This window comes from Streptomyces sp. NPDC048523, from assembly GCF_043199815.1.
Taxonomy (GTDB): domain Bacteria; phylum Actinomycetota; class Actinomycetes; order Streptomycetales; family Streptomycetaceae; genus Streptomyces.
Genome location: NZ_JBICWQ010000002.1, coordinates 1,069,897 through 1,090,987, shown reverse-complemented (window position 1 = coordinate 1,090,987; position 21,091 = coordinate 1,069,897). Strand labels below are relative to the sequence as shown.

The 21,091-nt window shown below is 70.2% G+C and carries 29 protein-coding genes; all 29 read right to left on the bottom strand.

Annotated elements, in window-relative coordinates; translation table 11 throughout:
• The 29 genes from ACGFWE_RS13965 to ACGFWE_RS13825 all read right to left on the bottom strand — a co-directional run bounded on the left by ACGFWE_RS13965 (window position 1) and on the right by ACGFWE_RS13825 (window position 21,044).
• The gene (locus ACGFWE_RS13965; RefSeq protein WP_393600001.1) at window positions 1-4,383 is read right to left on the bottom strand and encodes a phage tail tape measure protein; all 4,383 of its coding nucleotides are present in this window, start codon (window positions 4,381-4,383) and stop codon (window positions 1-3) included.
• A 6-nt stretch (window positions 4,384-4,389) separates the two neighbouring features.
• Window positions 4,390-4,818, bottom strand: coding sequence for a hypothetical protein (locus ACGFWE_RS13960; protein WP_393600000.1), 429 nt, complete (start codon window positions 4,816-4,818; stop codon window positions 4,390-4,392).
• Window positions 4,819-4,871: 53 nt separating this feature from the next.
• Window positions 4,872-5,195: a hypothetical protein gene (locus ACGFWE_RS13955; protein ID WP_393599999.1), complete on the bottom strand. Its 324-nt coding sequence runs from the start codon at window positions 5,193-5,195 to the stop codon at window positions 4,872-4,874.
• A 104-nt stretch (window positions 5,196-5,299) separates the two neighbouring features.
• Window positions 5,300-5,950, bottom strand: a complete 651-nt coding sequence (locus ACGFWE_RS13950; protein ID WP_393599998.1) for a phage tail protein — start codon at window positions 5,948-5,950, stop codon at window positions 5,300-5,302.
• A gap of 69 nt (window positions 5,951-6,019) precedes the next feature.
• Entirely contained in the window at window positions 6,020-6,421 is a 402-nt protein-coding gene (locus ACGFWE_RS13945) for a hypothetical protein (RefSeq protein ID WP_393599997.1), read from the bottom strand.
• Window positions 6,421-6,690: a hypothetical protein gene (locus tag ACGFWE_RS13940; RefSeq protein WP_393599996.1), complete on the bottom strand. Its 270-nt coding sequence runs from the start codon at window positions 6,688-6,690 to the stop codon at window positions 6,421-6,423. The genes ACGFWE_RS13945 and ACGFWE_RS13940 overlap by 1 nt, the downstream gene beginning before the upstream one ends.
• Before the next feature lie 2 nt (window positions 6,691-6,692).
• Window positions 6,693-7,046 carry a hypothetical protein gene (locus ACGFWE_RS13935; RefSeq protein ID WP_393599995.1) on the bottom strand — a complete coding sequence of 118 codons (354 nt, stop codon included), beginning with the start codon at window positions 7,044-7,046 and terminating at the stop codon, window positions 6,693-6,695.
• The gene (locus tag ACGFWE_RS13930) at window positions 7,043-7,483 is read right to left on the bottom strand and encodes a hypothetical protein (RefSeq protein ID WP_393599994.1); all 441 of its coding nucleotides are present in this window, start codon (window positions 7,481-7,483) and stop codon (window positions 7,043-7,045) included. Before ACGFWE_RS13930 ends, ACGFWE_RS13935 begins: the two co-directional genes overlap by 4 nt.
• 4 nt (window positions 7,484-7,487) lie before the next feature.
• Window positions 7,488-7,835 (bottom strand): hypothetical protein, encoded by a 348-nt coding sequence (locus ACGFWE_RS13925; protein ID WP_393599993.1) that lies wholly within the window; start codon window positions 7,833-7,835, stop codon window positions 7,488-7,490.
• Between the two features lie 13 nt (window positions 7,836-7,848).
• Window positions 7,849-8,883, bottom strand: coding sequence for a major capsid protein (locus ACGFWE_RS13920; protein ID WP_393599992.1), 1,035 nt, complete (start codon window positions 8,881-8,883; stop codon window positions 7,849-7,851).
• Window positions 8,884-8,898: 15 nt separating this feature from the next.
• On the bottom strand, window positions 8,899-9,288 hold the full coding sequence (locus ACGFWE_RS13915) for a head decoration protein (protein WP_393599991.1): 390 nt from the start codon (window positions 9,286-9,288) through the stop codon (window positions 8,899-8,901).
• Between the two features lie 17 nt (window positions 9,289-9,305).
• Window positions 9,306-10,079: a hypothetical protein gene (locus ACGFWE_RS13910; RefSeq protein WP_393599990.1), complete on the bottom strand. Its 774-nt coding sequence runs from the start codon at window positions 10,077-10,079 to the stop codon at window positions 9,306-9,308.
• A 55-nt stretch (window positions 10,080-10,134) separates the two neighbouring features.
• Window positions 10,135-10,956, bottom strand: a complete 822-nt coding sequence (locus ACGFWE_RS13905; protein ID WP_393599989.1) for a hypothetical protein — start codon at window positions 10,954-10,956, stop codon at window positions 10,135-10,137.
• Window positions 10,953-12,386 carry a phage portal protein gene (locus ACGFWE_RS13900; protein ID WP_393599988.1) on the bottom strand — a complete coding sequence of 478 codons (1,434 nt, stop codon included), beginning with the start codon at window positions 12,384-12,386 and terminating at the stop codon, window positions 10,953-10,955. Before ACGFWE_RS13900 ends, ACGFWE_RS13905 begins: the two co-directional genes overlap by 4 nt.
• A gap of 19 nt (window positions 12,387-12,405) precedes the next feature.
• Window positions 12,406-14,010, bottom strand: a complete 1,605-nt coding sequence (locus ACGFWE_RS13895; protein ID WP_393599987.1) for a Terminase — start codon at window positions 14,008-14,010, stop codon at window positions 12,406-12,408.
• 76 nt (window positions 14,011-14,086) lie between these two features.
• Window positions 14,087-14,596, bottom strand: a complete 510-nt coding sequence (locus ACGFWE_RS13890; protein WP_393599986.1) for a hypothetical protein — start codon at window positions 14,594-14,596, stop codon at window positions 14,087-14,089.
• A gap of 51 nt (window positions 14,597-14,647) precedes the next feature.
• The gene (locus tag ACGFWE_RS13885) at window positions 14,648-15,229 is read right to left on the bottom strand and encodes a bifunctional DNA primase/polymerase (protein ID WP_393599985.1); all 582 of its coding nucleotides are present in this window, start codon (window positions 15,227-15,229) and stop codon (window positions 14,648-14,650) included.
• Window positions 15,230-15,861: 632 nt separating this feature from the next.
• A complete protein-coding gene (locus tag ACGFWE_RS13880) occupies window positions 15,862-16,158 on the bottom strand; it encodes an HNH endonuclease (RefSeq protein WP_393599984.1) in 297 nt (98 codons plus the stop codon).
• Window positions 16,155-16,316, bottom strand: a complete 162-nt coding sequence (locus ACGFWE_RS13875; protein WP_393599983.1) for a hypothetical protein — start codon at window positions 16,314-16,316, stop codon at window positions 16,155-16,157. Before ACGFWE_RS13875 ends, ACGFWE_RS13880 begins: the two co-directional genes overlap by 4 nt.
• Window positions 16,301-16,561: a hypothetical protein gene (locus tag ACGFWE_RS13870; protein ID WP_393599982.1), complete on the bottom strand. Its 261-nt coding sequence runs from the start codon at window positions 16,559-16,561 to the stop codon at window positions 16,301-16,303. Before ACGFWE_RS13870 ends, ACGFWE_RS13875 begins: the two co-directional genes overlap by 16 nt.
• Before the next feature lie 418 nt (window positions 16,562-16,979).
• Window positions 16,980-17,105 carry a hypothetical protein gene (locus ACGFWE_RS13865; protein ID WP_393599981.1) on the bottom strand — a complete coding sequence of 42 codons (126 nt, stop codon included), beginning with the start codon at window positions 17,103-17,105 and terminating at the stop codon, window positions 16,980-16,982.
• Complete coding sequence (locus ACGFWE_RS13860) at window positions 17,105-17,308, bottom strand: hypothetical protein (protein WP_393599980.1); 204 nt, start codon at window positions 17,306-17,308, stop codon at window positions 17,105-17,107. Before ACGFWE_RS13860 ends, ACGFWE_RS13865 begins: the two co-directional genes overlap by 1 nt.
• A 67-nt stretch (window positions 17,309-17,375) precedes the next feature.
• The gene (locus ACGFWE_RS13855; RefSeq protein ID WP_393599979.1) at window positions 17,376-17,675 is read right to left on the bottom strand and encodes a hypothetical protein; all 300 of its coding nucleotides are present in this window, start codon (window positions 17,673-17,675) and stop codon (window positions 17,376-17,378) included.
• A gap of 7 nt (window positions 17,676-17,682) precedes the next feature.
• Window positions 17,683-17,838: a hypothetical protein gene (locus ACGFWE_RS13850; RefSeq protein WP_393599978.1), complete on the bottom strand. Its 156-nt coding sequence runs from the start codon at window positions 17,836-17,838 to the stop codon at window positions 17,683-17,685.
• A 155-nt stretch (window positions 17,839-17,993) separates the two neighbouring features.
• A complete protein-coding gene (locus tag ACGFWE_RS13845; RefSeq protein ID WP_393599977.1) occupies window positions 17,994-18,647 on the bottom strand; it encodes a hypothetical protein in 654 nt (217 codons plus the stop codon).
• Window positions 18,644-19,153, bottom strand: coding sequence for a hypothetical protein (locus ACGFWE_RS13840; protein ID WP_393599976.1), 510 nt, complete (start codon window positions 19,151-19,153; stop codon window positions 18,644-18,646). Before ACGFWE_RS13840 ends, ACGFWE_RS13845 begins: the two co-directional genes overlap by 4 nt.
• The gene (locus ACGFWE_RS13835; RefSeq protein WP_393599975.1) at window positions 19,150-19,725 is read right to left on the bottom strand and encodes a hypothetical protein; all 576 of its coding nucleotides are present in this window, start codon (window positions 19,723-19,725) and stop codon (window positions 19,150-19,152) included. The genes ACGFWE_RS13840 and ACGFWE_RS13835 overlap by 4 nt, the downstream gene beginning before the upstream one ends.
• A gap of 7 nt (window positions 19,726-19,732) precedes the next feature.
• Window positions 19,733-19,903, bottom strand: coding sequence for a hypothetical protein (locus ACGFWE_RS13830; RefSeq protein ID WP_393599974.1), 171 nt, complete (start codon window positions 19,901-19,903; stop codon window positions 19,733-19,735).
• A 16-nt stretch (window positions 19,904-19,919) separates the two neighbouring features.
• Window positions 19,920-21,044, bottom strand: a complete 1,125-nt coding sequence (locus tag ACGFWE_RS13825; protein ID WP_393599973.1) for a DUF2637 domain-containing protein — start codon at window positions 21,042-21,044, stop codon at window positions 19,920-19,922.
• Between the last annotated feature and the right edge of the window lie 47 nt (window positions 21,045-21,091).

Genomic DNA, 21,091 nt, shown 5'->3' with positions numbered 1-21,091 from the left:
TTACCTCCGTTTCACGCCGGCCCGGCTGCGCGAGCGGGCCCCGGTCATTCCGGCGTCGACTCGGGTGTCGACATAGGCGTCGAGCTGCGTCCCGTCCGCGAGGACGAGCGCGAGCTGTTGCCCGTGCTGGAGCCCGGCCGCGGTGTCCGTCGACTGCTTCGAGGAGACCGGGACCGGGATCGCGGCGGCCGCCATGCGCACGGCGGTCGCGTTGATCTCGGGGAGCGAGCGCACCATGCCGCCGACCAGACCGGCGCCGACCAGATCGCCGACCCGTTCCGTCTCGCGGCTCGGCGAGTGAATGTCGAGCCGCTTCTCGATCGAGTCGACCAGCACGTCGCCGAGCTTGGTCATCTGCTTTTGCAGCGCGCTCTCTTGCGCCTTGAGCCCGGTAAGGAATCCCTTTCCGGCCGCGACGCCGCTGTCGTACATGGCGTCGCTCATGTAGTTGCCGTACGACGTCGACAACTTGGCGCCGCTCGCGGCGAGCGCGTTGAGCTTCTTCACGTCGCCCGCGGTCGCACCGGATACGAGCTGCGCGAGGTTGCTGTCGGGGCCGGCCGCGACGAGCTGCTGAATGAGGCTCTGCGAGACCCCCTTCTTCTGCGCCGCCTTGATCTGCGCTTCGAAGCCCTTGAGCGACGACTGCCGACTCTGCATGCCCGAGATCAGGTCGCCGACCGACGAGACCTCGCCCAGACTCGACAACGACATGTAGTCGCCGGCGCTCTTCTTCTGGTCGGCTGCTGCTTGCTTCGCCGTCTCGATCTTCGAGGCGACGCTGTCGCGCCGCTTCGCGAGCGCCTGCAACCGGCTCGACGTCGCGCCGACCTGCGCGGCGAGGCTCTTGCCCGCCTTGCCGGTCTTCCGCAGGTCGTCGGCGAGCGCCTTCGCCGCCTTCGAGATATCGCTCGCGCTGCCGGTGAGGCTCTTCGTGAACGCCGTGAGATCGCCGGGCACTTGCTTGCGGGCAGCCTTCGCCCCGCTCGTGCCCTTCGCGAACCCGCGCAGCGCGCCGAGCCTGGCCATCATGCCGAGCGACGTGCGGTTGTCGTAGACCGTCTCGCCGCCCTTGAAGCGCACGAGCTCGGGGCCCGCTTCGCCCACCCATGCGAGCTCGCCGGCCTTCGGCTGCCCGCCCGAGGCGTACCCGCCCGCCCGGTTGTACGCGGCCGACAGCGATCCGTACCTCGCGAGCGCGTACCGCATGCTCGCGTACACGTTGGCGAGCGGGTCGTAAATGCCCCTCGAGCGCAGCGATCCGGCGTACGCGTTGAACGTCGACCCGATCGTCTGCATGAGCCCGCGAGACGGGTCGCCGTTCTTCGCGTTGATGTCCCAGTTGTTGATCGCGCGCGGGTTGCCGCCGCTCTCTTGGTTCATCCTGCGCAACACGGTCGGCAGCAGACTCGCCGGCTGCCCGACCATCTTGAGCGCTTGCAGGACAACGCTCGTCCAGCGCTTCACGCCCGACCCGCCGACGTCGCCCGAGCCGCCCCCGAAGTCGAGGAACTTGGATACGAGCGACTTGATCCCGTCGACTGCCATCTTCGGTACGGCGCCGATCGCCTTGCCGAACACGCCGCCGCTGATGCCGCCGAGCTTCGACAGGATCGGCCGGAAGATCGCCGACATAGCCTTGCTCGGGTCCGTCAGAAAGTCGGCCGCCGACTTGATCGCGCCGCCGATCGCCTTCGCCCCGCCGACGACCGTGTCGACCGCCGACGACCCCCAACCTTTGAGCGTGCCGAGCACGCCGCCGTCGGCCATGAGCTGAGTACCCGCGGCGGCGTGCAGCGCGAGCGCGCGCTTGCGGTACCGCGGGTCGGTCGGGATCACGTACTCGGGGTGCGCCGGGTTCCCCTCGCCGACGATCGCGGTCGGTGAGTTGTAGATGCCCGGCTCGGGCCCGAGGGTGCCGCCCTTCGCGAGTAGCTTGACCTTCTTCAGCTTGTGCTTATCGAGCCCGACCCATCCCGCGATGGAATTCCAGGCACGCAGCAGACCGTCGTTCCAAACCGTCCCCAACACGAAGTTAACGGGCGTTTTGGCGGCGCTTTCGATGCCCTTCCAGCTCTTCGCGACAGCGTCTCGCGCCGTCGCGAAGCTGCCGCCGATGGTGCCAACTCCCGACCGCAGCGCAGCAAATACGGGCTTGATCCCGCCGCGCCAGATCGAGCCGATCACCGACGACGCCGCCGACATGGCCGGCTGAATGGCGTTGCGGTACAGCCACGAGAACGCCGGGCCGAGGGTGGATCGCAGGAAGCTGCCGATCGGCCGCAGCACGGCCATAACGCCGGCACCCGCGGCCGAGACGGCGCCGCTGATCCCGGACATGGCCGGACGGATCGCGTTGTTGTACGCCCACGAGAACGCGAGCCCGAACACCTTGCGGACGACCGCGGCGCCGACCTCGAGGATCGGGCCGATGATCGACCACGCGACCGACACGGCCGTGCGGATGCCCGACAGCGCCGGCGAAACGGCGTTCTGCCACAGCCACATGAACCCGGCGCCGACCGCCGTTGCCACGGTGGCAACACCGCGGCCGAACGACACGACCGCGCCGACGACAGCCGAGAGCCACCCGATCGCCGTGCCGAGCACGGAGAACACGGCCGAGAACACGGGCCCGACCAGATTGAGCAGCACCGGGACGACGAACCCGACGACCTTCGCCGCCATGACGCCGAGCCACGACGCGACGGTCGCGACGACCGAGATCACCGGCTGCGCCCGGTCGACGAGCTCGCCGAGCTTCGTGCCGAGCATCTGCGCCGCAGGAACGGCGCGTTGCTGTATGAACGACGAGACGCTGCTGATGATCGGGCCGAGCGCGGTACCGAGCGCCGAGTAAACGCGCATCGCGGCGGGCCAGACGGTCCCGACCAGGATCGCGCCGACCTTCGACAGCAGCCCCGAGGTAACCGACAGGGACGCACCGAGGGCGCCGCCGAGCGCGGGCACGAGCCGGCCCGAGACGACCGACCACAGCCCCGACAGGGCGGGCAGCAGCGTCCCGGTTACGGTGCCGCCGAACGTCGAGAACGCCGGACCGAGGGTGTCGCGTACCTCGCTGCCGGCGGTCGACAGTGCCGAGGTGACCGCAGAGACGGCGCCGCTGTCCTCGAAGGACGAGAACAGTCGCCCGGCGACGTCGCTTACCTTGCCGAAGGCAGGTGCAACGACGCGCGTGACGACCGAGCCGGCCTTTTCCAGCGGCGGCAGTACATACCCGCCGATGAACGTCACGAGCTTCTGCATCGCGCCGCGTTTGAATGCCTCGATCTTGCTCGCGGCATTGTCGTGCAGCGTGTTGCCCATGCGGTCGGCGGCGCCGCCGACCTTGCCGAGGGCGTCCTCGGCCTTGCTCGGGTCGAGGCTGTAGAGGCTCTGTTGCAAGTCCTCGGCCTTCGTGCCGAAGAGCTGCACGGCGACTTGCGACCGCTTGACCGGGTCGGGGATCTTCCGCAGTCGGTCGAGGACGGTGTCGAGCGCCTTGCCCGCGGCCGGCCCGCCCTTCGCGAAGGTCGTCGCCATCTGATCGGCCGACAGCCCGATAGCTTCGAAGCCCTGCGCGGTGGTCTTCGAGCCGTCCTTCGCCCTGATCGCGAACTCTTTGAGCGCGTCCGCGACCGTGTCGCTATCCCTCGCGCCGGCCTTGAGTCCCTGCGTGAGCAGCCCGATCGACTGCGACCCGGTCAGACCGAGGTCACGAAACTGAGTCGAATACTCATTCAGGGTGTCGAGCAGATCTTCGCCCTTGTCCGCACCGGTCTGGAAACCGCGCGTGATCAGGTCGAACGCCTGCTTACCGTCCTTCGCGAGTCCGGTCCTGATCATCTGACCGGCCGCCCGCGCGGACTCGGTCACGCCGGCGTCGAAGGTCTCGGCGAGGTTGAGCGCGCTCTTGCTGAGCGCCGCAAGATCCTTCTTCGGCGCGTTGACCGCGGCGACGCCGTTCTGCGCGAGCGACTTCAACGCGTCGTTGACGTCCTCGACGCTCTCGCCGTAGCCCTTCGCGTAGACCGAGCCCGAGATCTTGCCGAGCCGGGCCGACTCCTTCTCACTGAGCCCGAGCTGCGCGGCGAGCTTGTCACCCGCCTTTTCCTGCTCCATGGCGTCGGCGAAACCCTTGGTGAACAGGGCTGCGCCGGCGGCCGCGACGCCGAGCATTCCGGCCTTGAGCTTGCCGCCGATCCCGCCGAGGATGCCCGTACCCGCCCCCGCGCCGGCGTCGCCGCCGGCCTGCGTCATGGGGCGGGTGACGGACGTCTGCAACCGGCCCTCTTGCCGGCTCATCTGCCGGTCGAGCTCGGGGCCGAAGCGCGACATCTCCGGGACGATCGACACGTATCCGACGCCGACCTCGACCGGCATGCGGGATCACCCCCCCGGGATGAGCTGTTGCGTGATTCGCGTGTACGCGTCTCGGGCTGTCGCCCGGCGCTCGTCCTCGGCCGCTGCCTGGTCGTCGGGCAGCGGGTCGCCCGGCCGCCAACCCGGCTCGGGGAGCGGCAGCGGGTTGGGGTACTTCTTCGGGTCGCGGTGCGCGTTGGCGAACTGCGTCACGAGCAGCGCGAGCAGATCGGCCGTGTCCTGCGCGGCGAAGTCGACGTGCTGCCAGTCGTGCCCACGCTTCGCGCGAGCGGTCGCCGAGTCGGGCGGCAGATGCTCGACCATGACGCGCAGCAGCCGCAGCGTGATCTCGCCGCGCCAGAACGCCGCGAGGGGACCGCCCCGGCCGTAGCCCGGATACCGGGCGATCAGGTCCGCCTCGACGGCCTCGGGCTCATCCCCGAGGACGTCGAGCACGGTGTAGACGAGCGGCTCGTCGAGCTCGTCGAGCTCGGCGTCGCCGTCCTCGCCTACCTCTTGGTAGGGCGGTGCCGGCCGAGGGTGTCCTGCATCTCAGACCGGGCGGCGACGTAGACCAGCATGAGCGTGTTCGCGTCGCCGCCGCTCTTCACGAAGTCGTCGTACTGCTCGCCGAGCAGAACGTGCGCCTTACCGGTGTCGCCCTCGGCGGCGTCGATCGCGCGGGCGGTGTCGTCGTCGGTGAAGAGCGGGTGCGGGAAGGTGAACACCTTCCCGTCGTCCGTCTCGACCTCGACGAGCTCGCCGCCGACCGCTTCGGAGTACGACCGCTTGACCGCCGACAGCTTGTAACGGGCCTTGTTGGGCTTCGACATGATGGTGCTCTCTTCCTCGGGTGAGCTGCGGGTGAGCATGCGAAGGGCGAGGGACGGAGGGGCTCACCCAGAACCGCCGTCCCTCGCCCGTCTGTGGGGGTCGGTCACGGGGCGGCGAGCGCGCGCCAGCCGGGCCCGTCGATCCATTCCTTCTCGGCTGTCTTCAGCACCGGGTCGCGGTACGCCTGCACGGTGACGGGCCACTGCGTCTCAGTCGACCGGGCCCACTGCTGATCGTCCTTCGAGGTGACCCGGGCCTTCGGGTAGTGCTTGACGATGTAGATCTCGCCGCCGTCGTCGCCGTAGTCGACGCCGATGAAGAGCAGCCGGTAGTACGGGACCTTCGGCACGGCCGGGCGCGTCATTGCCCACGCTTCGCCGATCGCCGGCAGCGCGCCGGTACCCGACAGGGGTAGCCCCTTGTACATGGACACGGTCGCCGCGTTCGTCTCCTGCGGCACGTACTGCCCGGTGAGCACTTCCGATTCGACGTCGGACCGGGTCGGCTCGGTCGACTGCGACGACGTCGTGTCGGCCATGGACAGATCGGCGGTGAACGTGAGCCCGTCGTCCGTCGTGTAGCCGACCGGGACGTAACCGGTCGGCAGCGCGACGAGCGCGCCGGTCGCGGAGTCGAAGGGAGAGGCGACCGCGGCCGCGGAATAGTCCGCGGCGTAGATCACCTGCATGAGCTGCTTGCGGATCAAGTTGTTCCGCAGCCCGTCGTCGAGTACGGGCGGCGTCGGTGTGGTCATGGTCCCTCCATGGAGAAACCCCCGGCCGCCGGACGGTCCGAGGGTGCGGTCGGGGCGGGTGAGCCCTGATCAGGCGAGGCGCTTGCCCCGCAGAGACACCTCGACGGCGAAGGCGTACCGCGGCGACGACGTCTCGGGGTCGGGCAGCTCGTTGGGCCCGCCGACCTCGGCGACGTCGTACGCGGCCGCGCCCCGCCAACCGGGGAGCGCGAGCAGCAGCGCGCGCGTGATCTGCATCAGGTCGTGCGCCGCTTCGTCGTCACCGCCCCACGCGTGCACGTCGAGCCGCGGCCGGTCGGTGACAACGTCGAGCCGGGCGCCGCCGATGCGCTTCACGCGGACGAAGGCGGCCGGCCGGGGGTTCGGTACGCGGGTGACGACGCGCACCGGTTGCCCGCGCGCGGCGAGCTCTTCCCGTAGGTACGTGGCGACGAGCTCGGCGGCGTCCGGGAACACGATCGGCGCCGGCATCAGTCGGCGCCCCTCGCCCCGTCCAGACCGCGCAGCAGCGCCTCGCGAGATACCTCGGGGTCGGCGGTCGAGTAGTCACCGATCACCGCGGCGCGCACGCGGTGCTCTTCGGTCTGCACGTCGACGCGAAACAGTCCGTCGGCCGAGCTCGCTGCGGCGGCCGCGGACTCTGTCGCCCGTGCCTTCCGCTCGATCAGCCGGCGCGTCTCGGGCGCCTTGAGAAACGTCGCGATGTTCGCCCGGTTGGGCCGGAACGACGGTCGAGCCATGATCACCCCTCGACTGTCTTGAGCCGTATCTCGAAGTGGTGCAGCTCGCTCGGTTCGTACGCCGGGCCCGGCGGTCCGATCACCTCGAAGGCGAGCCCGCCCCAATGCACGCGCGCTTCGCCGCGCACCGTGAGCGGGTTGCCGTCGACGTCGACCGGGTTGCAGATCATGAGCCATTCGCCGATCTGCGCGTTCCGACCGTCGGTGTCCTCGGCCCCGGTGTTCTGCTGCATCCATGCGTTGACCGCGGTATGCGTCGACGCCGACCAGTCGTCGACGTCGTTGCCATACCGGTCTGTCTTCCGGCCGGGCTGCTCGACGTCGACCAGGTGCGGCAGCAGATCGTCGCCGATCACCACACACCACCGGCCCAGAAACCGGCGGACGGGTCCGGCGAGCCGTGCGGCCACGGGTCGGCGCGCCAACCCGGCAGCCCTTCGTCGCGCAGCCCTACGGAGTACGCGGCGTCGGCGTCCGGGTCGTCGAGTGTCTCGGGCTGCAACAGGGCGATCTCGTCCTCGGTGAGGTACAGACCGCCGTTCTCGCCGAGGGTCTCGGCGTACTGCCCGATCGACCGCTGCCGGTACCCGCCCGGGTTGGCCATGACCCGGCGCGCAACGGCGACCGCGATCGCCTTGAGTGTCGCCGGGTCCGGCTCGAAACCGGTCGGAATGTGCCGGCGCATCAGCGCCGACGCGTCGTCGAGGTACGCCTCGACCTGCGAGCGCTTCGCCCCGGAGAGAGAGACGGCGGCGCGAGCTTCGTAGTCCTCGACGGTCGCGAACGCCGCCATGCCCCTACTCCTCTCGCGGCACGACGCCGGCCGCCTCGCACGCCGCGATGATCTGCTCGCGGCTCGCGTCCTGGTCGACGTCGACGCCCTTGCGAGCGGCGAAGTCGCGCCATGCCTCGACACCCGAGCCCTTGCCCGCCCGCGGCGGCGCCTCGAGGTCGCCGCCCGTGCCCGCGGGCGAGGTCACCTCGGCCTGCGAAGAGTCGGCCGGCTCGACGTCGCCCCACGCCTTCGGGTTGGCGATCTGCTTCCGGGCCCATCCGGGGACGTCCTCGCCGGGCCCGAAGGCGACCGAGCGGCCGCCGAGATCCCGCACATGCACGTGCGCGACGAGCTGCTGCTTGCTGCTCATGCGATCACCCCTCTCAGGCGACGTCGGCGCAGAACGTCAGGTCGGGGTTCGCCAGTACCGGCAGACCGATCGCGGCCGCCTTCGTCCACAGCGCCGGCGGGTCGTTGTCCCCGTAGACACCCGAGACGATGCCCGGCTCTTCGCCGTCCTCGATCCCGTAATCGCCGTCGAGCGACTCGGCGGTCGTGCCCCACAGCGTGGCGCCGAGGTCGGTCGACTCGGGGTCGTTGGCGTCGCCGGCGGCCGGCAGCAGCAGCACCCGGTCGTCGGGGATCACGCGGGTCGTGACGCCGTTGACGCGCACGCGCGCTTCGTACGTCGAGATCGGCGGCAGACCGTACGCCCGAAGTACCTCATTGATCGAGGCGATCGAGACGACCGAAGGCTGCGAGACACCGCCGGCGTACACCAGGGCGCGCAGCTCGTCGTTCCGCATCATCAGGGCGACGACCCGCTCGCTCGTCAGGATCGCGCCGGGTGCCTCGCCGTTGCTGTCGACGTATACAGCCTTCCACGCGAGCAGATCGGCGAGCATCTCGGCCGCCGGGTCCGTCCACGCGATCGCCGGCACGACCGTGTGCGCACCCTTACGACCGAAGTCGACGGTCGCAATCACGCCGTTCTCGGCGAGCTCGAGCTTGCCCTTGTACAGCGCTTCGCCGCGGGCGAGCTCCATACGGGCGGACACCGCCCGCGTCATGCGCATACCGTCGCGCATCAGCGCGTTGCGCACCTGTCCGTCGAGCCGGCGCTGCCGCAGCCGGTCGTACTCGCCGAGCCTGATCTTGCGGGAGATCGGCGGAAGCTCGCCGGTCACGCGCCGGATGCCCGGCCGCGCGGCGATCGGCGACTCGGCGTCGTACGACCGGAACGTCGCGGCCTCGATCAGTCCCTCGCCGCCGCTCGTGAAGCGGTACTCGAGATCGTCGATCGCGTTGTTCGGCAGCCACCGGGCGAGCGTGAACTGATTCGCCGCGAGGTCGGCCGCCCCCGCTCGCACGTAGCCCGTGAGCTCGGCGGGGGTGATGTAGTCAGCATTGATCAGCATGGGTGATCACCCCTCTCAGAAGAACTTGACGAACCCGGCGACGTCCGCCTTACCGGCAGCGTCGACGGGCCGAGGCAGCTTGGCCTCGACGACCGCGCCGTGCCAGAAGAGCGCGCCCTGCGGGTCGATCGTGTTGACGGACGGCGCCGAGACGGCGGTGAACAGGAACCCGGCGAGCACCTCGCGCCCGTCGGCCGCCGTGTTGTCGTAGGGCCCGTACAGCCCCGTCGCGGTGATCTTGCCCAGGGGCAGACCGCTCGGGAAGTAGCCGTTCGGGTAGTGGGTCGCCGGCGTGAACGCCGACGTGTCGAGGGTGAGCGGCCGCGCGGTGTTCGTACCGTGCGCGGACGCGAGCCACGACTGATCGTCTTGACCGAAGGTCTCGGTCACGGGTGCAAGGTTCATCGGGGAGACTCCCGGTGTCAGTTGGTGGTCTTCTTGCCGTGCCGCTCGGCCCACAGGTCACGGCCGGCTGCGACGCTGCTCTGCCGCTTGCGGCTCGAGCGGCTGCCGCGCGCGCCCTGGTCGAACCCTCGGCGGTCGCCGTTGCCCCGGCGGCCGCGGCGCGTGTCGCGCTCGTCGTCGCCTTCGTCGTCGTCCGTGTCGGACTTCTTCGGGGCGAGCTTGTCGACGAGCTCGGCGATCGCGTCGTCATCGACCTCGCCGTCGTCGTCGACGTACTTCTTCAAGTTGATCTCTTCGACGACGTCCTGCGGGTTGGCGATCCGGTCCTTCGCGGCCGCTAGGAACGTTGAGCGCGCGATGCGCTCGCCGCCCTTCACGCGTTCCTCGGCGCGCGCTGCGGCGACTGCCGCCTCGGTGTCGCTCATGCCGTCGCGCTTGAGCTTGGCGAGCTCGTCCGCGGCACCCTTGTTCTTCTTCGCGCGGTCCTCCCATTTGCGGGAAGCGTCGAGTCGCGCCTTGATCTGCCCCGGGTTGAGCCCCTCGGCCTTCCAACCCTTGATGATCTCTGACCAGTCGTCGCCGTCGTCCGTGTCGGACCCGTCGCCGCCCTGGTCGTCGTCGCCTTCGTCGCCGTCGTCCCCGTCGCCGTCCCCGTCGTCGGGGGCGCCGCCGAGGATCGGCCACACCGGGTACAGCTCGTCGGTGTTCTCGCCGCGGCTCGGGCGAGCCTTACGCCAACCGAGGGCGAGCTGCCCGGTACGGGCGTGACGGGGCAGAGTGCGCGTGCGCATGGTGGTGTCTCCCGTGTCGGGTGAGGGTGAGCAAGTGCTGCGCCGTGTCGGCGCGTCAGTCCGTGTCGACGACGTCGGTCGGCCCGACGTCCTTCGGCCCGGTGAACTCATGACGGCGGACAGCCAAGAGCGGCCCGATCTCGCCGTGTTCGCGGGTGATGATGAGCTCGCGGTAGTCGGGCGCACGCCCGCCGCGGTCCGACTGCCCGACGGTGCGCGCGATCGCGTCGTGCGCGTCCTCGAGCAGCCGCTCGTCGATGATCTGTCCCGGGTCCCGGTCGCCCGGGATCGGCTCGGGCTTGCAGTGGCAGCCCGGGTGAATCGGCATCAACTTGTCGACCCGGTACCGCTGCGTGCTCGCGATCACGCACAGCGCGCAGTTCTTCGCCCCTGACAGCCGGCGCCGGTAGAACTTCGCCCGGCTGCGCCGCATGCTCTGCCGAGCGGCGTGCGTACGGGCGAGCTGCAAGTCGGTGTCGGTGACCGACCGCAGCCGGTTGCGGCCGAGCCCGACCGCCTCGGTCATGTCGCGCCCCTCGCTAAGGGCGTTCCACACCGTGGCGAACGGCCGGGCGTACACCTCGGCCGCCGGCACCCCGCGCAGATCGTCGGCGAGCTGCACGCCGGCCGGCGCCGCGGCGCCGCCGAACATGTCGGCGACCATGCTCGCGAGGTACGCGTCGGTGAGCGCGCCGATCTGCTGCTGCGCGCCGAGGACAACCGGCAGCACTTGCTCGACGAACGCCGCGGCGTCGGCGTCGCGGTAGCTGCCGAGGGACTCGAAGGCGCCGAGGACGAAGGCGAGCAGCCGCTCGCGCAGCCGGCCCGTGATCGTGTCGTACTGCTGCGAGAGCGCCTCTTGTACTGCCTCGCTCATGCGGCGCTACCTGTGCCGGTCCCGGCGGCCGGATCGGTCCCCGCACCCGCGGCTGCGCCGGGCTGCTGCGTCGGCAGCAGCGAAGCGCCGAGCAGCGCATCGGCCGCGGCGCCGGCAGCGATCCGGCGTACGCGCTGCGGCGACTCGCCCATGTCCTCGGCGAGAACGGCGAGCGGGTAGCCGATCGACTTCTTCTTTGTCGCGGCGTCGGCGAGAACGGCCGGGTTGAGCTGCCTCGGATCGGCCCAACGCACCTCGGCCTCGGTGAAGTCCCGATCGACGCCCGCCTGTCGCGCGCACAGGGTCATGACGTCCTCGAGCGCCTCGCCGAAGTGCGACATGTGCTCGCCGACCTTCGCGAGGTGCATGACGTCGAGCGCCTGCACGGTGTCGGCGCTGATGTTGATCAGGTCGGTCGCGAACAGGTACGCCGGGGTACTGCTGATCAGCAACAGGTTCCGGATGTCCGCCTCATGTTCTTTGAGGAACCCCGACAGATCGGTCGCGTCGAGCTGTCCGAACTTGACGTTCTCGCCCTCGCTCGCCCACACCGCGGACGGGCTCGGAACGAAGGGCTGCTCGACGATCTCGAGCCCGGTCATCTGGTCCGTGCGCTTCCGGAACTTATGCCCGGTCACGTACTTCTGCCGGAACGCGGCGTAGCGGCCGGCGGTCATCCGATTCAGCACGCCGAGATTGAGCCGGTCCTGAATGTCAATCACGCCGGCGAATTCCGGTTCGGGGTCCTCGCCGAGGTCGGGCCGACACGGGAAGTCGACCATCGGCAGCGCGCCGAGGTCGTGCGGCTGCTCGTCGCCGTCGCGTTCCCATGCTTGCCGCCCCCACGGCAGCCGGCCGGGCCCGCGCTGCTTCGTCACGTACCGCACGAGCCGGTCGGGGAGGTACACCACAGCCCGGCCGACCCGGGCGACGTCGTCGTACCAAGCCTTGAGCCCGGCGCGGCGCTCGCCGGTCGCCGGGTCGTGCTCGACGATGCACTCGCTCGGCGTCTCGGCCGTGATGAGCGGCGACGGCCGGTCGTTGTCTTCCGTCCTGGTCGGGTGCGGCCCGACGATCATGTACCCGACCGACTGCGACAGGGCGACCCGATACACCTGCTTCTGTCGGCTGTCGAGCCGGTTGAGCTGCCACCAGCGGGCGGCGTCGTCGTCCGGGTTCCCCTCGCCGTCGGTGATCCCGAGGGCGCGCAGCCGGTACACAGGTGCGTTCGCCACGGGGCCCAGGAAGTTGGTACGGCTCTTGCGCTGAAACTCGCGGAACGCCTCGCCGACGTTCCGCGGCAGCTCGGGCAACTTGTGGTTGCCCTTGTACATGTCCCACCAGAAATCGAGCTGCGGCTGCCGGTCCCGCAGCCCACGCCCGAGGCGCAGCAGCCACCAGTCGGGGGACTCGACTTCGTCGCTCAACATGTCGCCCCCTCTCGGGCTGTCAGAACGTGAACCCGCCCATCGGTTCGGCCGCCTCGGCGAGCCCCTGCGCGACCGCTTGCGACCGCGCTTCGAAGGCGAGGATCGACGCGACCGCGGCGTCGATCTTCCGTGGGCTGTCGGGGTTTTCCTTCATGATCTGAATGCCCGTACGCCCCTCGCGGCGGCGGGCGTTGAGGAAGTGCCTGGTCAAGGCGTACGACCCGTCGTAGGTCATCTCTCGCTCGAGGATCGCGTCGAGTAGGCGCTGCGTCGCCCGCACGATCTGAATCGCGCGGCCGCCGGTCATCCACCACTCGATAGGGTGCTGCCGGCTCGCCTTCACCTCGAGCCGGCTGCCGTAGCGCGCTTCCCAACCCATCACGTGCTCTTGCCACTTCGCCGGGTCCGCGTAGAACCCGACGACGTTGTACTGAGCGAAGGCGCTCTCGACCGCGGCGAGTACCTCGGCCTTCGGTACCTCCCAGTTCTCACCCGCGGCGCCGGCCGGCTGCTCCCACACCCCGAGCTCGAAGAGGTGACCGTCGCTCACGCGGCAGCCGATCAGCGCCGTCGCGTCGGTCACCTTGCGCGAGCGCTTCCTCGACCCATCGAACCCGAGCGTGATCATCTCGCCGTCGGCGACGACCTTGTCGAGGTCGCTCACGGCGATCAGTTCCGGCTCGGCGAGCCACGCATCGGCGGCCGCCTCGGCGAGGTTAAAGAAGTACCGCCGGCTGTCGCCCGGCGAGTTGCGCGGGTCGAAGATCTCGTTCACGAGCCGGTCGAGATCCATCACGGCGGCGAAGTCGCCGTACGCCTCGGCGAGCGACGCGCGCACCGCGCACTCGTCGGTGAGGTCGACGCCTTCGTGCCCCGACCGGTGATCGAAGAGCAGCCGGGCCGTGCGCGTCTTGCCCTCGCGTATGAGCTTCGCGTACGTGTGCGTCTCTTCGGCGACGCTGCCCTCGCCGGGCGCGTACATCGTCGACGTCTCGAGCGACCAGGGCGAGGCGTCCTTACGCTTGCCCAGGTTGCGGCGCACCGTGTCGTACATGCGCCGCAACTCGGGCAGCACGTACAGGTGAGTCTCGTCGAACACGACGAAGCTCTCTTTACCGCCGTCCTTCGCGGCGTTGGACGCCGTCGAGGGGACGATCTCGCCGCCGTCCGGCAGGATGATCCGGGTCACGCCCGCGGCGTCGCCGGGCAAGTCCTCGCCGAGCGGCCCGTCGGTGAGGTTGAACAACACGTTGTCGTACGTGTTGCCGGCCTGCGACTCCTCCGTCGCAAGACACCTGATGAACGGGTACGTGACCGCGCGCCCCATCGGTTCGCCCGGCTGGTAGACGTAACGGAAGTCGCGCCACTCGAAAACCTCGCCGCCCTCGGCCCACCCTGCGAAGCGGCACGGGCCGAACGCCTCGAAGAGCACGAACCGGCCGGCCGTACCGCTCTTGTCGCGCCCCTTCGCCCGACTGAAGAACGCCGAGTCGTACAACCGGCGCCCGGACCCGTCGAGGGCGTAGGCGTCGACCGTGAGGGCGGCGAGCTCGTCGTCGAGCGGTACGCCGTCGGGCGCTTCCGGGTCGAGCGGGCGACCCTGAATGTCGCCGGGCCCGTGCACGCAGAAATGCTCTTTCCACGCCAGGGCGAGCCACCCGAGCGAGCGCTGCCGGTCGTGCTGCGGGGCGCGAACTAGCTCACGGGGCATCGGAGGTCAGCCGGGCCCGGCGCTCCGACAGCCGCGTGACGTTCTGCGGCGCCGTCGCCTTCCCCGCCTCGGCCGGCTCGTCCTCGGCCGGCTCGTCGTCGAGCGGCACGTACCGAATGCGGAGATCCCGCCGGGCGTCGAGGGTTGTGCCGAGGACGCGCTCGCGCTGCCGCAGCTCGCCGGCGAGCCGGACGTCGCCGGCGAACACGGCGTCGGCGACGAGCGCGGTCGTCACGGCGTACTGCCAATCGGCATCCGACCACAGCACACAGTGCGGCATGGAAGCGATGCGGTCCCACCACTTCGCCGTGAGGGACTGCAACGGCTGCATCTCGGATTGCCGGCCGAGCTCGCGGTCGGTCCACTCGACCCGCCGGGCCCGCGGCAGCTTCGGCCGCTCGCCGTCGTACGGCTGGTCGACGACGGTGATCCAGTCGTGCACCGCGGCGACTCGGTTGCGCTTCGGCCCGTCCTTCGGCTTGCGCCCCGTGACTGCCATCGGTCTACCTCCCGTGTCGGGTACGCCGCAGCGCGCCCGTGTCGGGAGTCGCTACAGCAGTCGGTCAATCACCTCGGCGAGGCTGCCGAGCCGGCGGGGCGCGTCGCCCCACGTGTCGCCTGTGACCGCGATGTACCGGCCCGTGCCGTACAGCTCGACCGTTCCGGTCCCGACCGTGATGCGCCGGCCGTGAGGCAGCTCGCCGAGCCCCCACACGTGCAGCCCGTCGCCGGACACCGACCGCTCGACCCATGTCGGGCCGGCGGCGTCGAGAATGCGCTGCGCCCACGGAGCGACCCGATCGCCGTAGAGACAGTGGTCGAGGTCGAGGCACACGACGCCGTCGCCGTTGAGGACGAACCCGAGCCCGGCGCCGACCCGGCTCGCCGCGGCGTCGCTGTACCGCGACCACGTCTCGGGGTCGGTGCTGCTCGCCGTCTCGCCGGTCACCGCGACCGGAACCTTCGCCGCGGTGCGCCGGACCCAACGCGGCCGGCTCGTGAGCTCGTCCGGCAGCGTGCGGCGCCGCACGCGATGCGCCGCGACACGGCAGCGCGTCGAGCAGTACCTCGCATGGCGCCGCGCCGTGATCGGCAGCGGGGCGGGGCAGTGCTCGCAAGTCGGGGTCGGCATGCCTCCATCATACCGCAGATGTAACGCTTTTAGCGCTGTGACCTGCGCATTCATCATTCGTTGATTGGGGTCGAGGGGCTGAGAGACGCTGTACGGTGCCCACCCGCCGCGCCATCAAATCAGCCTCCCCGACCCCTGCCCGCACCCCTACGGGCAGCCCAGGGGGCGCCATGCCCTCAAATCTCGGCGTTTCATACGCACGGAGCGCCGCAGCACCTCCCGGAGCCCAGACGGGGCGGGGGGAGGGAGTCACCCCCCAGGGGGGTGGGGGGTGACTGGTCCGTGTCGTCGACGAGCTGCTCGTCGGGTATCTCGTGGCATCTCGCAGAACTGCGCGCCGATTTGGCCCGTTGCAACGCTCTGACCTGCGGGTTTGTGCATCTCTCCGTAAAAGCGCAGGTCAGAGGGTTGTCGTGCGGTCCGGCTCGGCAGTACGTCGAAGTCGGTCCCGGTGAGCGTTCGACGAGCTCGGCGGCCGCGATCCGACTTGCGTAAAACCGCAGGTCAGAGGCTTGCAACTGTCGTGCACGCTGCTCGATTTGGTCGCCTGTCTCGTACTTGCTCGGCCGCTCATCAAATCGACGCGCTCGCAGTCGAGTTGCGAGCCGTTGACCTGCGGGTTTGTACGTCGCCTACAGCAGACCGGGATGACGCTCGGTCGGTCGCCAACGTGTGACGCGCGGTGCGGCGTTGCCCTCACGCGAGCTCTTGATCGCGTGGTGATCGTGGCACAGCGCTTGAAGGTTGGTCAGGCTGTGGTCGTTGCCGGGCCTGATGTGGTCGACGTCCGTCGCCCTGCGTCCGCACACCGTGCCGCCCTCGCGCCAACGGCACCGGTGTTCGTCCCGGGCGAGGACGAGCGCGCGCAGCTCGGGCCAGTCGGGGGGTAGTTCGAAGCGGCGGGTACTGCCTTGCCAACCCCCGGTCACCCGTCGGTGTCCTGCGGGTCGAGGTAGTCGGCGGCAGCACGGAAGAGAGCGGCGAGGGCGGGTCGTGCGTCGGGTCCCTCGAGCTCGATCGTGCCGATCTCTGTCTCGGGTCCGTCGCCGGTACGGACGCGTACGGGGAGCCTCACCGTGTCCGACACTCGTCGTCTCCTTCGTCCTCGAAGTCGGGCTCGGGGTCGGCGCGCTCGGCGACGGAGTCGAGCGCGATGCGGTCGAGGTCGCGGCCGAACCCGAAGCGCTGCGGCGCCGCATGATGCGGTGCGGGCATGGCGTCGAGCAGCCGGCGGGCGGTGCGTTCGATCTGCCGCAGCAGCGGCGCGTCGTCCGCGGTTCCGTCGGTCTTGATCTCGACCTCGCGTGTCCCGTCCGTGAGGCGTACGCGCATCACGTGTTCCTCTCGGCCGGAGGTGTGCCGCGCAGCACGGGGCGCAGCCAGCAACCCGCACTTGATCGTGTGTACCGCACTGCGCGGTGTCTGGGGGTGGAAATGCGAGCGCCCCCGCGGCCGGGCCGGCGGGGGCGTCGAGGGGGCGCTGCCCGTTTCCGGGCAGGGGTCGTCTGTTCGGCCAGGGTGCGACATGTGATCGCTTACGTCAAGTCACGACGCGTACCGCGTGTGGGCGTTGCGCGCTCGCGCGCGAGGGTTGCGGTACGTCTGCTCTCTACGCCCGCCCCCTCTTGGTAGTGGAGTGGATAGGGGCACGCGCGCGCGTAGTCCCGAGGGAGTCCCCCGGGGACACGGCGCGTTGACCTGCGTACTCGTCTCAGGATCGAGGATTTTTCGCGGGTGAATCGTCGGTGATTCAGCGACTAAAGCGACTCGAATCGTCGAGGAATCCCCGGGCGATCGTGGGCACTTCGTGCTCGTCCTGGTCGGCGAGCAGCTCGTCGAGCAGCGCGCCGTACGACACGCTGTCAACGATGTGCATCAGTGTCCGGCGCCCGGGGCGGGGCGTTCGGCCGGCACGGGTGCGTTCACCTTCACCGACCGCAGCTTGCCCCGCAGGGTGACCGCGGCCGCGACCGTCTCGTCGCCCTTCGCGCCGTTGCTGTACGCGTCGGCGACGAACGCTGACAGCTCGTCGAGGGTCATCGGCCCGTCGGCGCCTTCGTGTTCGATCTTCTTCGCCATGGGTCCGATCCTCTCGTACGGGCGCCCCGCCCGGCAGTCCCGGACGGGGCGGGGTGGCCGCTCTGCATCATTCCCTCGGCTTGACTCGGACGGTGACCTCTGCGAACTGCTCGCCGTCCTCGCGGTAGAGCCCGTAGAACGTCTCGACGTCCTCGACGACGAGAGCGACCTTGGACGTCCACAGCCTGACTGTCTGCCCGACCACAGGTACGGGTACGGTCCCTTCGATCCTGCCGAGAATCGTCTTGTCCTCGCCCGTTTGGTACATGAATGTCATGACTTGGCGTGCGCGGTCGTAGTCCTGTCGCTCGACGTCCTGCGCGTCGAGGACTGCCTCAAGGGACTCGGGGAGCTCATCGTGTGGCATGACTGCATCATCCCTTCTTCGGGGTGCCCGGTACCGGCTTGTCGGCCGGCTTGAACCACCCGCCGCGGCTCGCCTGATAGGTCGTCTCGTGCTGCTTCTTCTGCTCGGGTGTCATCTGCTCGCGAAGCTCGGACATGGGGACGCTGCGACGGAACTTAGGCATGATGGGTCGTCCTGTCTCTTCGTGGGATAGGTGACCCGGGGCGGTCGGGATGCCGGCAAGCTGTCGGCCGCCCCGGGGGTAGAACACCCCCGGTAGAAGGGGGTAGATCGAGGTAGATCGGCGGTAGAACCGCAGGTAGATCGGGGGGTAGACCGCTACGCGGCCGCCTCGCTGTCCTCGGCTGGGGTAGGGGTGTTGAGCGCCGGAACGTCGTCCCGGTGAACCCCCCACGCGACCGCCCACTCGCCGGCCGCGTTGCGCACCTTTACGGACCGCCGACAGGGGATGTTGAGCGCACCCAACTGCGCGCGCACTTCGGCCACTCCCCAACCGGGCAAGAGCCCGGGTTTGTCGAGCCCCTCGGCGAGGGTTGAGAGGTGCACGCCCTTCGCCTCTCCGATCGAGGCGACGACGTACTCGACGAAGGCTTGCTCGGCGGCCGCGCGGCGCTCTTCGGAGGACTGCTCGGCGAGCTCGTCCTCGGCCGGCTCGTCGACGTCCTCGGCGGGGCGCTTGTGGGACACCTTCCACGCGGCCGCGACGAGCCAGGCGAGCAGCAGCCACAGCAGCCACGGGAAGCGCCGGACGAGCGCCCACGCGCCGTACCCGAGCGCGCCGACCAGGGCGAGCCGGAAGAGCGGCCCGAGCGCCGCTCGCCACCCTTCGAGGTCGTCTCGCCTACCGTCTCGTATCCAGCCGGTCACGCCGTCCGTGAGGCGCTCCCATATGGCCTCGCTCCCCTCGGCGAGCCATCCGTCGATGTTGCGTACGGCGACCTTCGCGGCCGCCTTCGCGATCTGCTGCTTCACAGGGCATCAGCACCCTTGCTGAGCAGCTCGAGCACCTTCGCGCCGGCCCAGTTGACCGAGTCGGGCCACCAGCCGAGCATCGCCGCGACGCCGGGCAGGAATCCGAGGATCGCGAACGTGATGAACCCGCCGACGATCCGGCGCTTCTCGAGCTTGCCCGCCGACTTGTACAGGGCGACGACGCTCAACAGGATCAGGCACGTGATCACGCCGCCCTCGGGCGTCAGTACGCCCATGCGGCCCGTCGGCATGGCTGCGGCGCCGCTCGTGCCGGTTGTCGTTTCAACGCCCTTACTGCCGACGCTGGAGAACAGACCGGCGATGCCCGAGGCGCCCCACCCGAGCGCGCCGCCGACGCAGATCGTCGACAGCGATCCGAGCGCCGAGCCGGCGCCGTAGGGGATCAGTTCTTTCGGGTCCCGGTTCCCCTTCCACCACTTGCGGACGTTGAGCCACAGGATCGCGATCCCGACCGCGACCCCGCCGAGGTTGACGGCGACGTTCATCGGTGAACCCCCGTGATGATCACGACGACGTCGAACCAGTCGGCCGCGCCGAAGAGCCCGAAGAGCGTCACGGCGGTCGCCCACAGTGCGAGCAGCGTGCGGCGGGCAGTGAGGCGCCGCACGGCGAGCGCGAAGGCGCCGACGGCGATCGTGTAGCCGACTGCGGGGTGAATCGCTCGGGCCTCGCTCATCATGTAGAGCCATGTCGCCGCGGCGCTGTAGCCGGTCCACGGGACCGGGATCACCGCGGCGGCGAGGGCGCCGAGCGCCTTCCACGGGCTCACGAACCCGGTGACCGCCCCCCAGAGTCGTTCCCACCGGCCGAGCTCGGGCTCGGGCTCGGGCTGCTCGGGGTAGACGAGCTCGACGGTCACGTGATGCTCGATCGGGCCCGGGTCGGGCGCCGGTACGGGCGGGGGCGGCGTCGGGGCGGTCGGCGGGGGCGGGGGCGGCGCGGCGATGCGCCACGGGGGAAGGTTCGGGGTCCCGTGCGGCGCCGCGGGCAGCGGCGGGGCGGTCGGGATCGGGGTCCCGGCGGGGTAGACCGCGCTCGGGGTGACCTCTTTGGGCATGGCTTCCTCAGCGGTACAGGCTCGCGCCGAGCGCGAGAAACGTGAGAATGACGCCGGTCGTTCCGGCGACCGGGGCGGCGTACAGACCGGGTGCGCGGCGGGGCGCGATGCGGACGAGCCCGACGAACGCGCCGGCGGTCGAGACAGCGAAGTAGGCGACGAAGAACACGGCGAGCACGGCGGGCCCCCTCGGGCTACAGATAGGGACCGTTCGGCTCGGGCTTCCGCTTGGGCTGCGGCTTCTGTGCGTCGCGCGAGTTGACCGTGCGCACGTACCCGTCGGTCGTCTCCCAGCCGCGGCGGGTGAGGTGCTCGGCGATCTGCACGGCGTTGAGCGCGGGCAGCGCATCACGGAGACGCCGCACTGCATCAGCCTTCGACAGCCCCTCGCCGGCGAGTGCAGCGTCGACGAGCTGCTCGACCCGGTGCTGCTCGGCGGGGTCCGGGGCGGGGGCGGTCGGCTGCTCGGCCGGCGCCGCGGCCGCGGGTGCGGCGGCGATCGCTTCGGGCTGCTGCACGGTGATCACAAGGTGATGCGGGGGCGGCGCCTCGGTCTGATGCGGGCCCGCATCAGCGCGCGTCACGGTGTAGTCGACCGGACGGGGCACGCGGCCGAGAACGACCGCGACGTCGAGCTCGGTCACTTCCTGCCCGTACTGGCCGAGCAGCTCAGCGAGCTCGGCGAGGCTGAGCTCGGGGCGCGCGGCGTGCATGATGCGGATCGCCTTGCTCGGGGGCATCTCGGCGAGCTCGGCGGCGATCAGGGCGACGGGCTCGCGGCCGCCGGCCGGCGCCGGCTCGACGTCGCTCGACGCACCGGTGACGTGATCGACCGCGCGCCGCTTCGTCTGGTCCCACGCTTGTTCACCGGCGAGCAGCCACCCGAGCCACCCGAACACGGGCAAGCGCATCGGACGCTCGCCGCGGTCGATCCGGTGCCGGGCCCGGGTCGCTGCCCATGACAGATCGGCGAGCAGCAGCAGCGCCGCAGTGGGGGCGGCGAAGAGCAGCGTCGCGCCGAGCCCGCCGTCGATGTGCAGTGCGTGCAACCGGTTGAGGTACATCGAGACGCCGGCGAGTACGAGCGTTGCGAGCCGCGGCCCGAGCGCCGATCGGTTCTCGCGTACCGCCTCGCTCGCGAGGTACAGGCACGCGAGCGCCGTACCGTCGAAGCACGCGGCGACCAGCACGGCGAGCAACTTCGGCACGCCGTACATGTCGTGGGCGACGACGTACAGGGACCATGCGACGATCCCGGCGGCCGCCGGCGCAATGATGCCGATCCCGATGCGCCACCCGAGCCGGTCACGCCACTTCAACGACTCGGCCGTCGGGCCCAGACCGTTCGGGGGGCGAGCGGGAACTG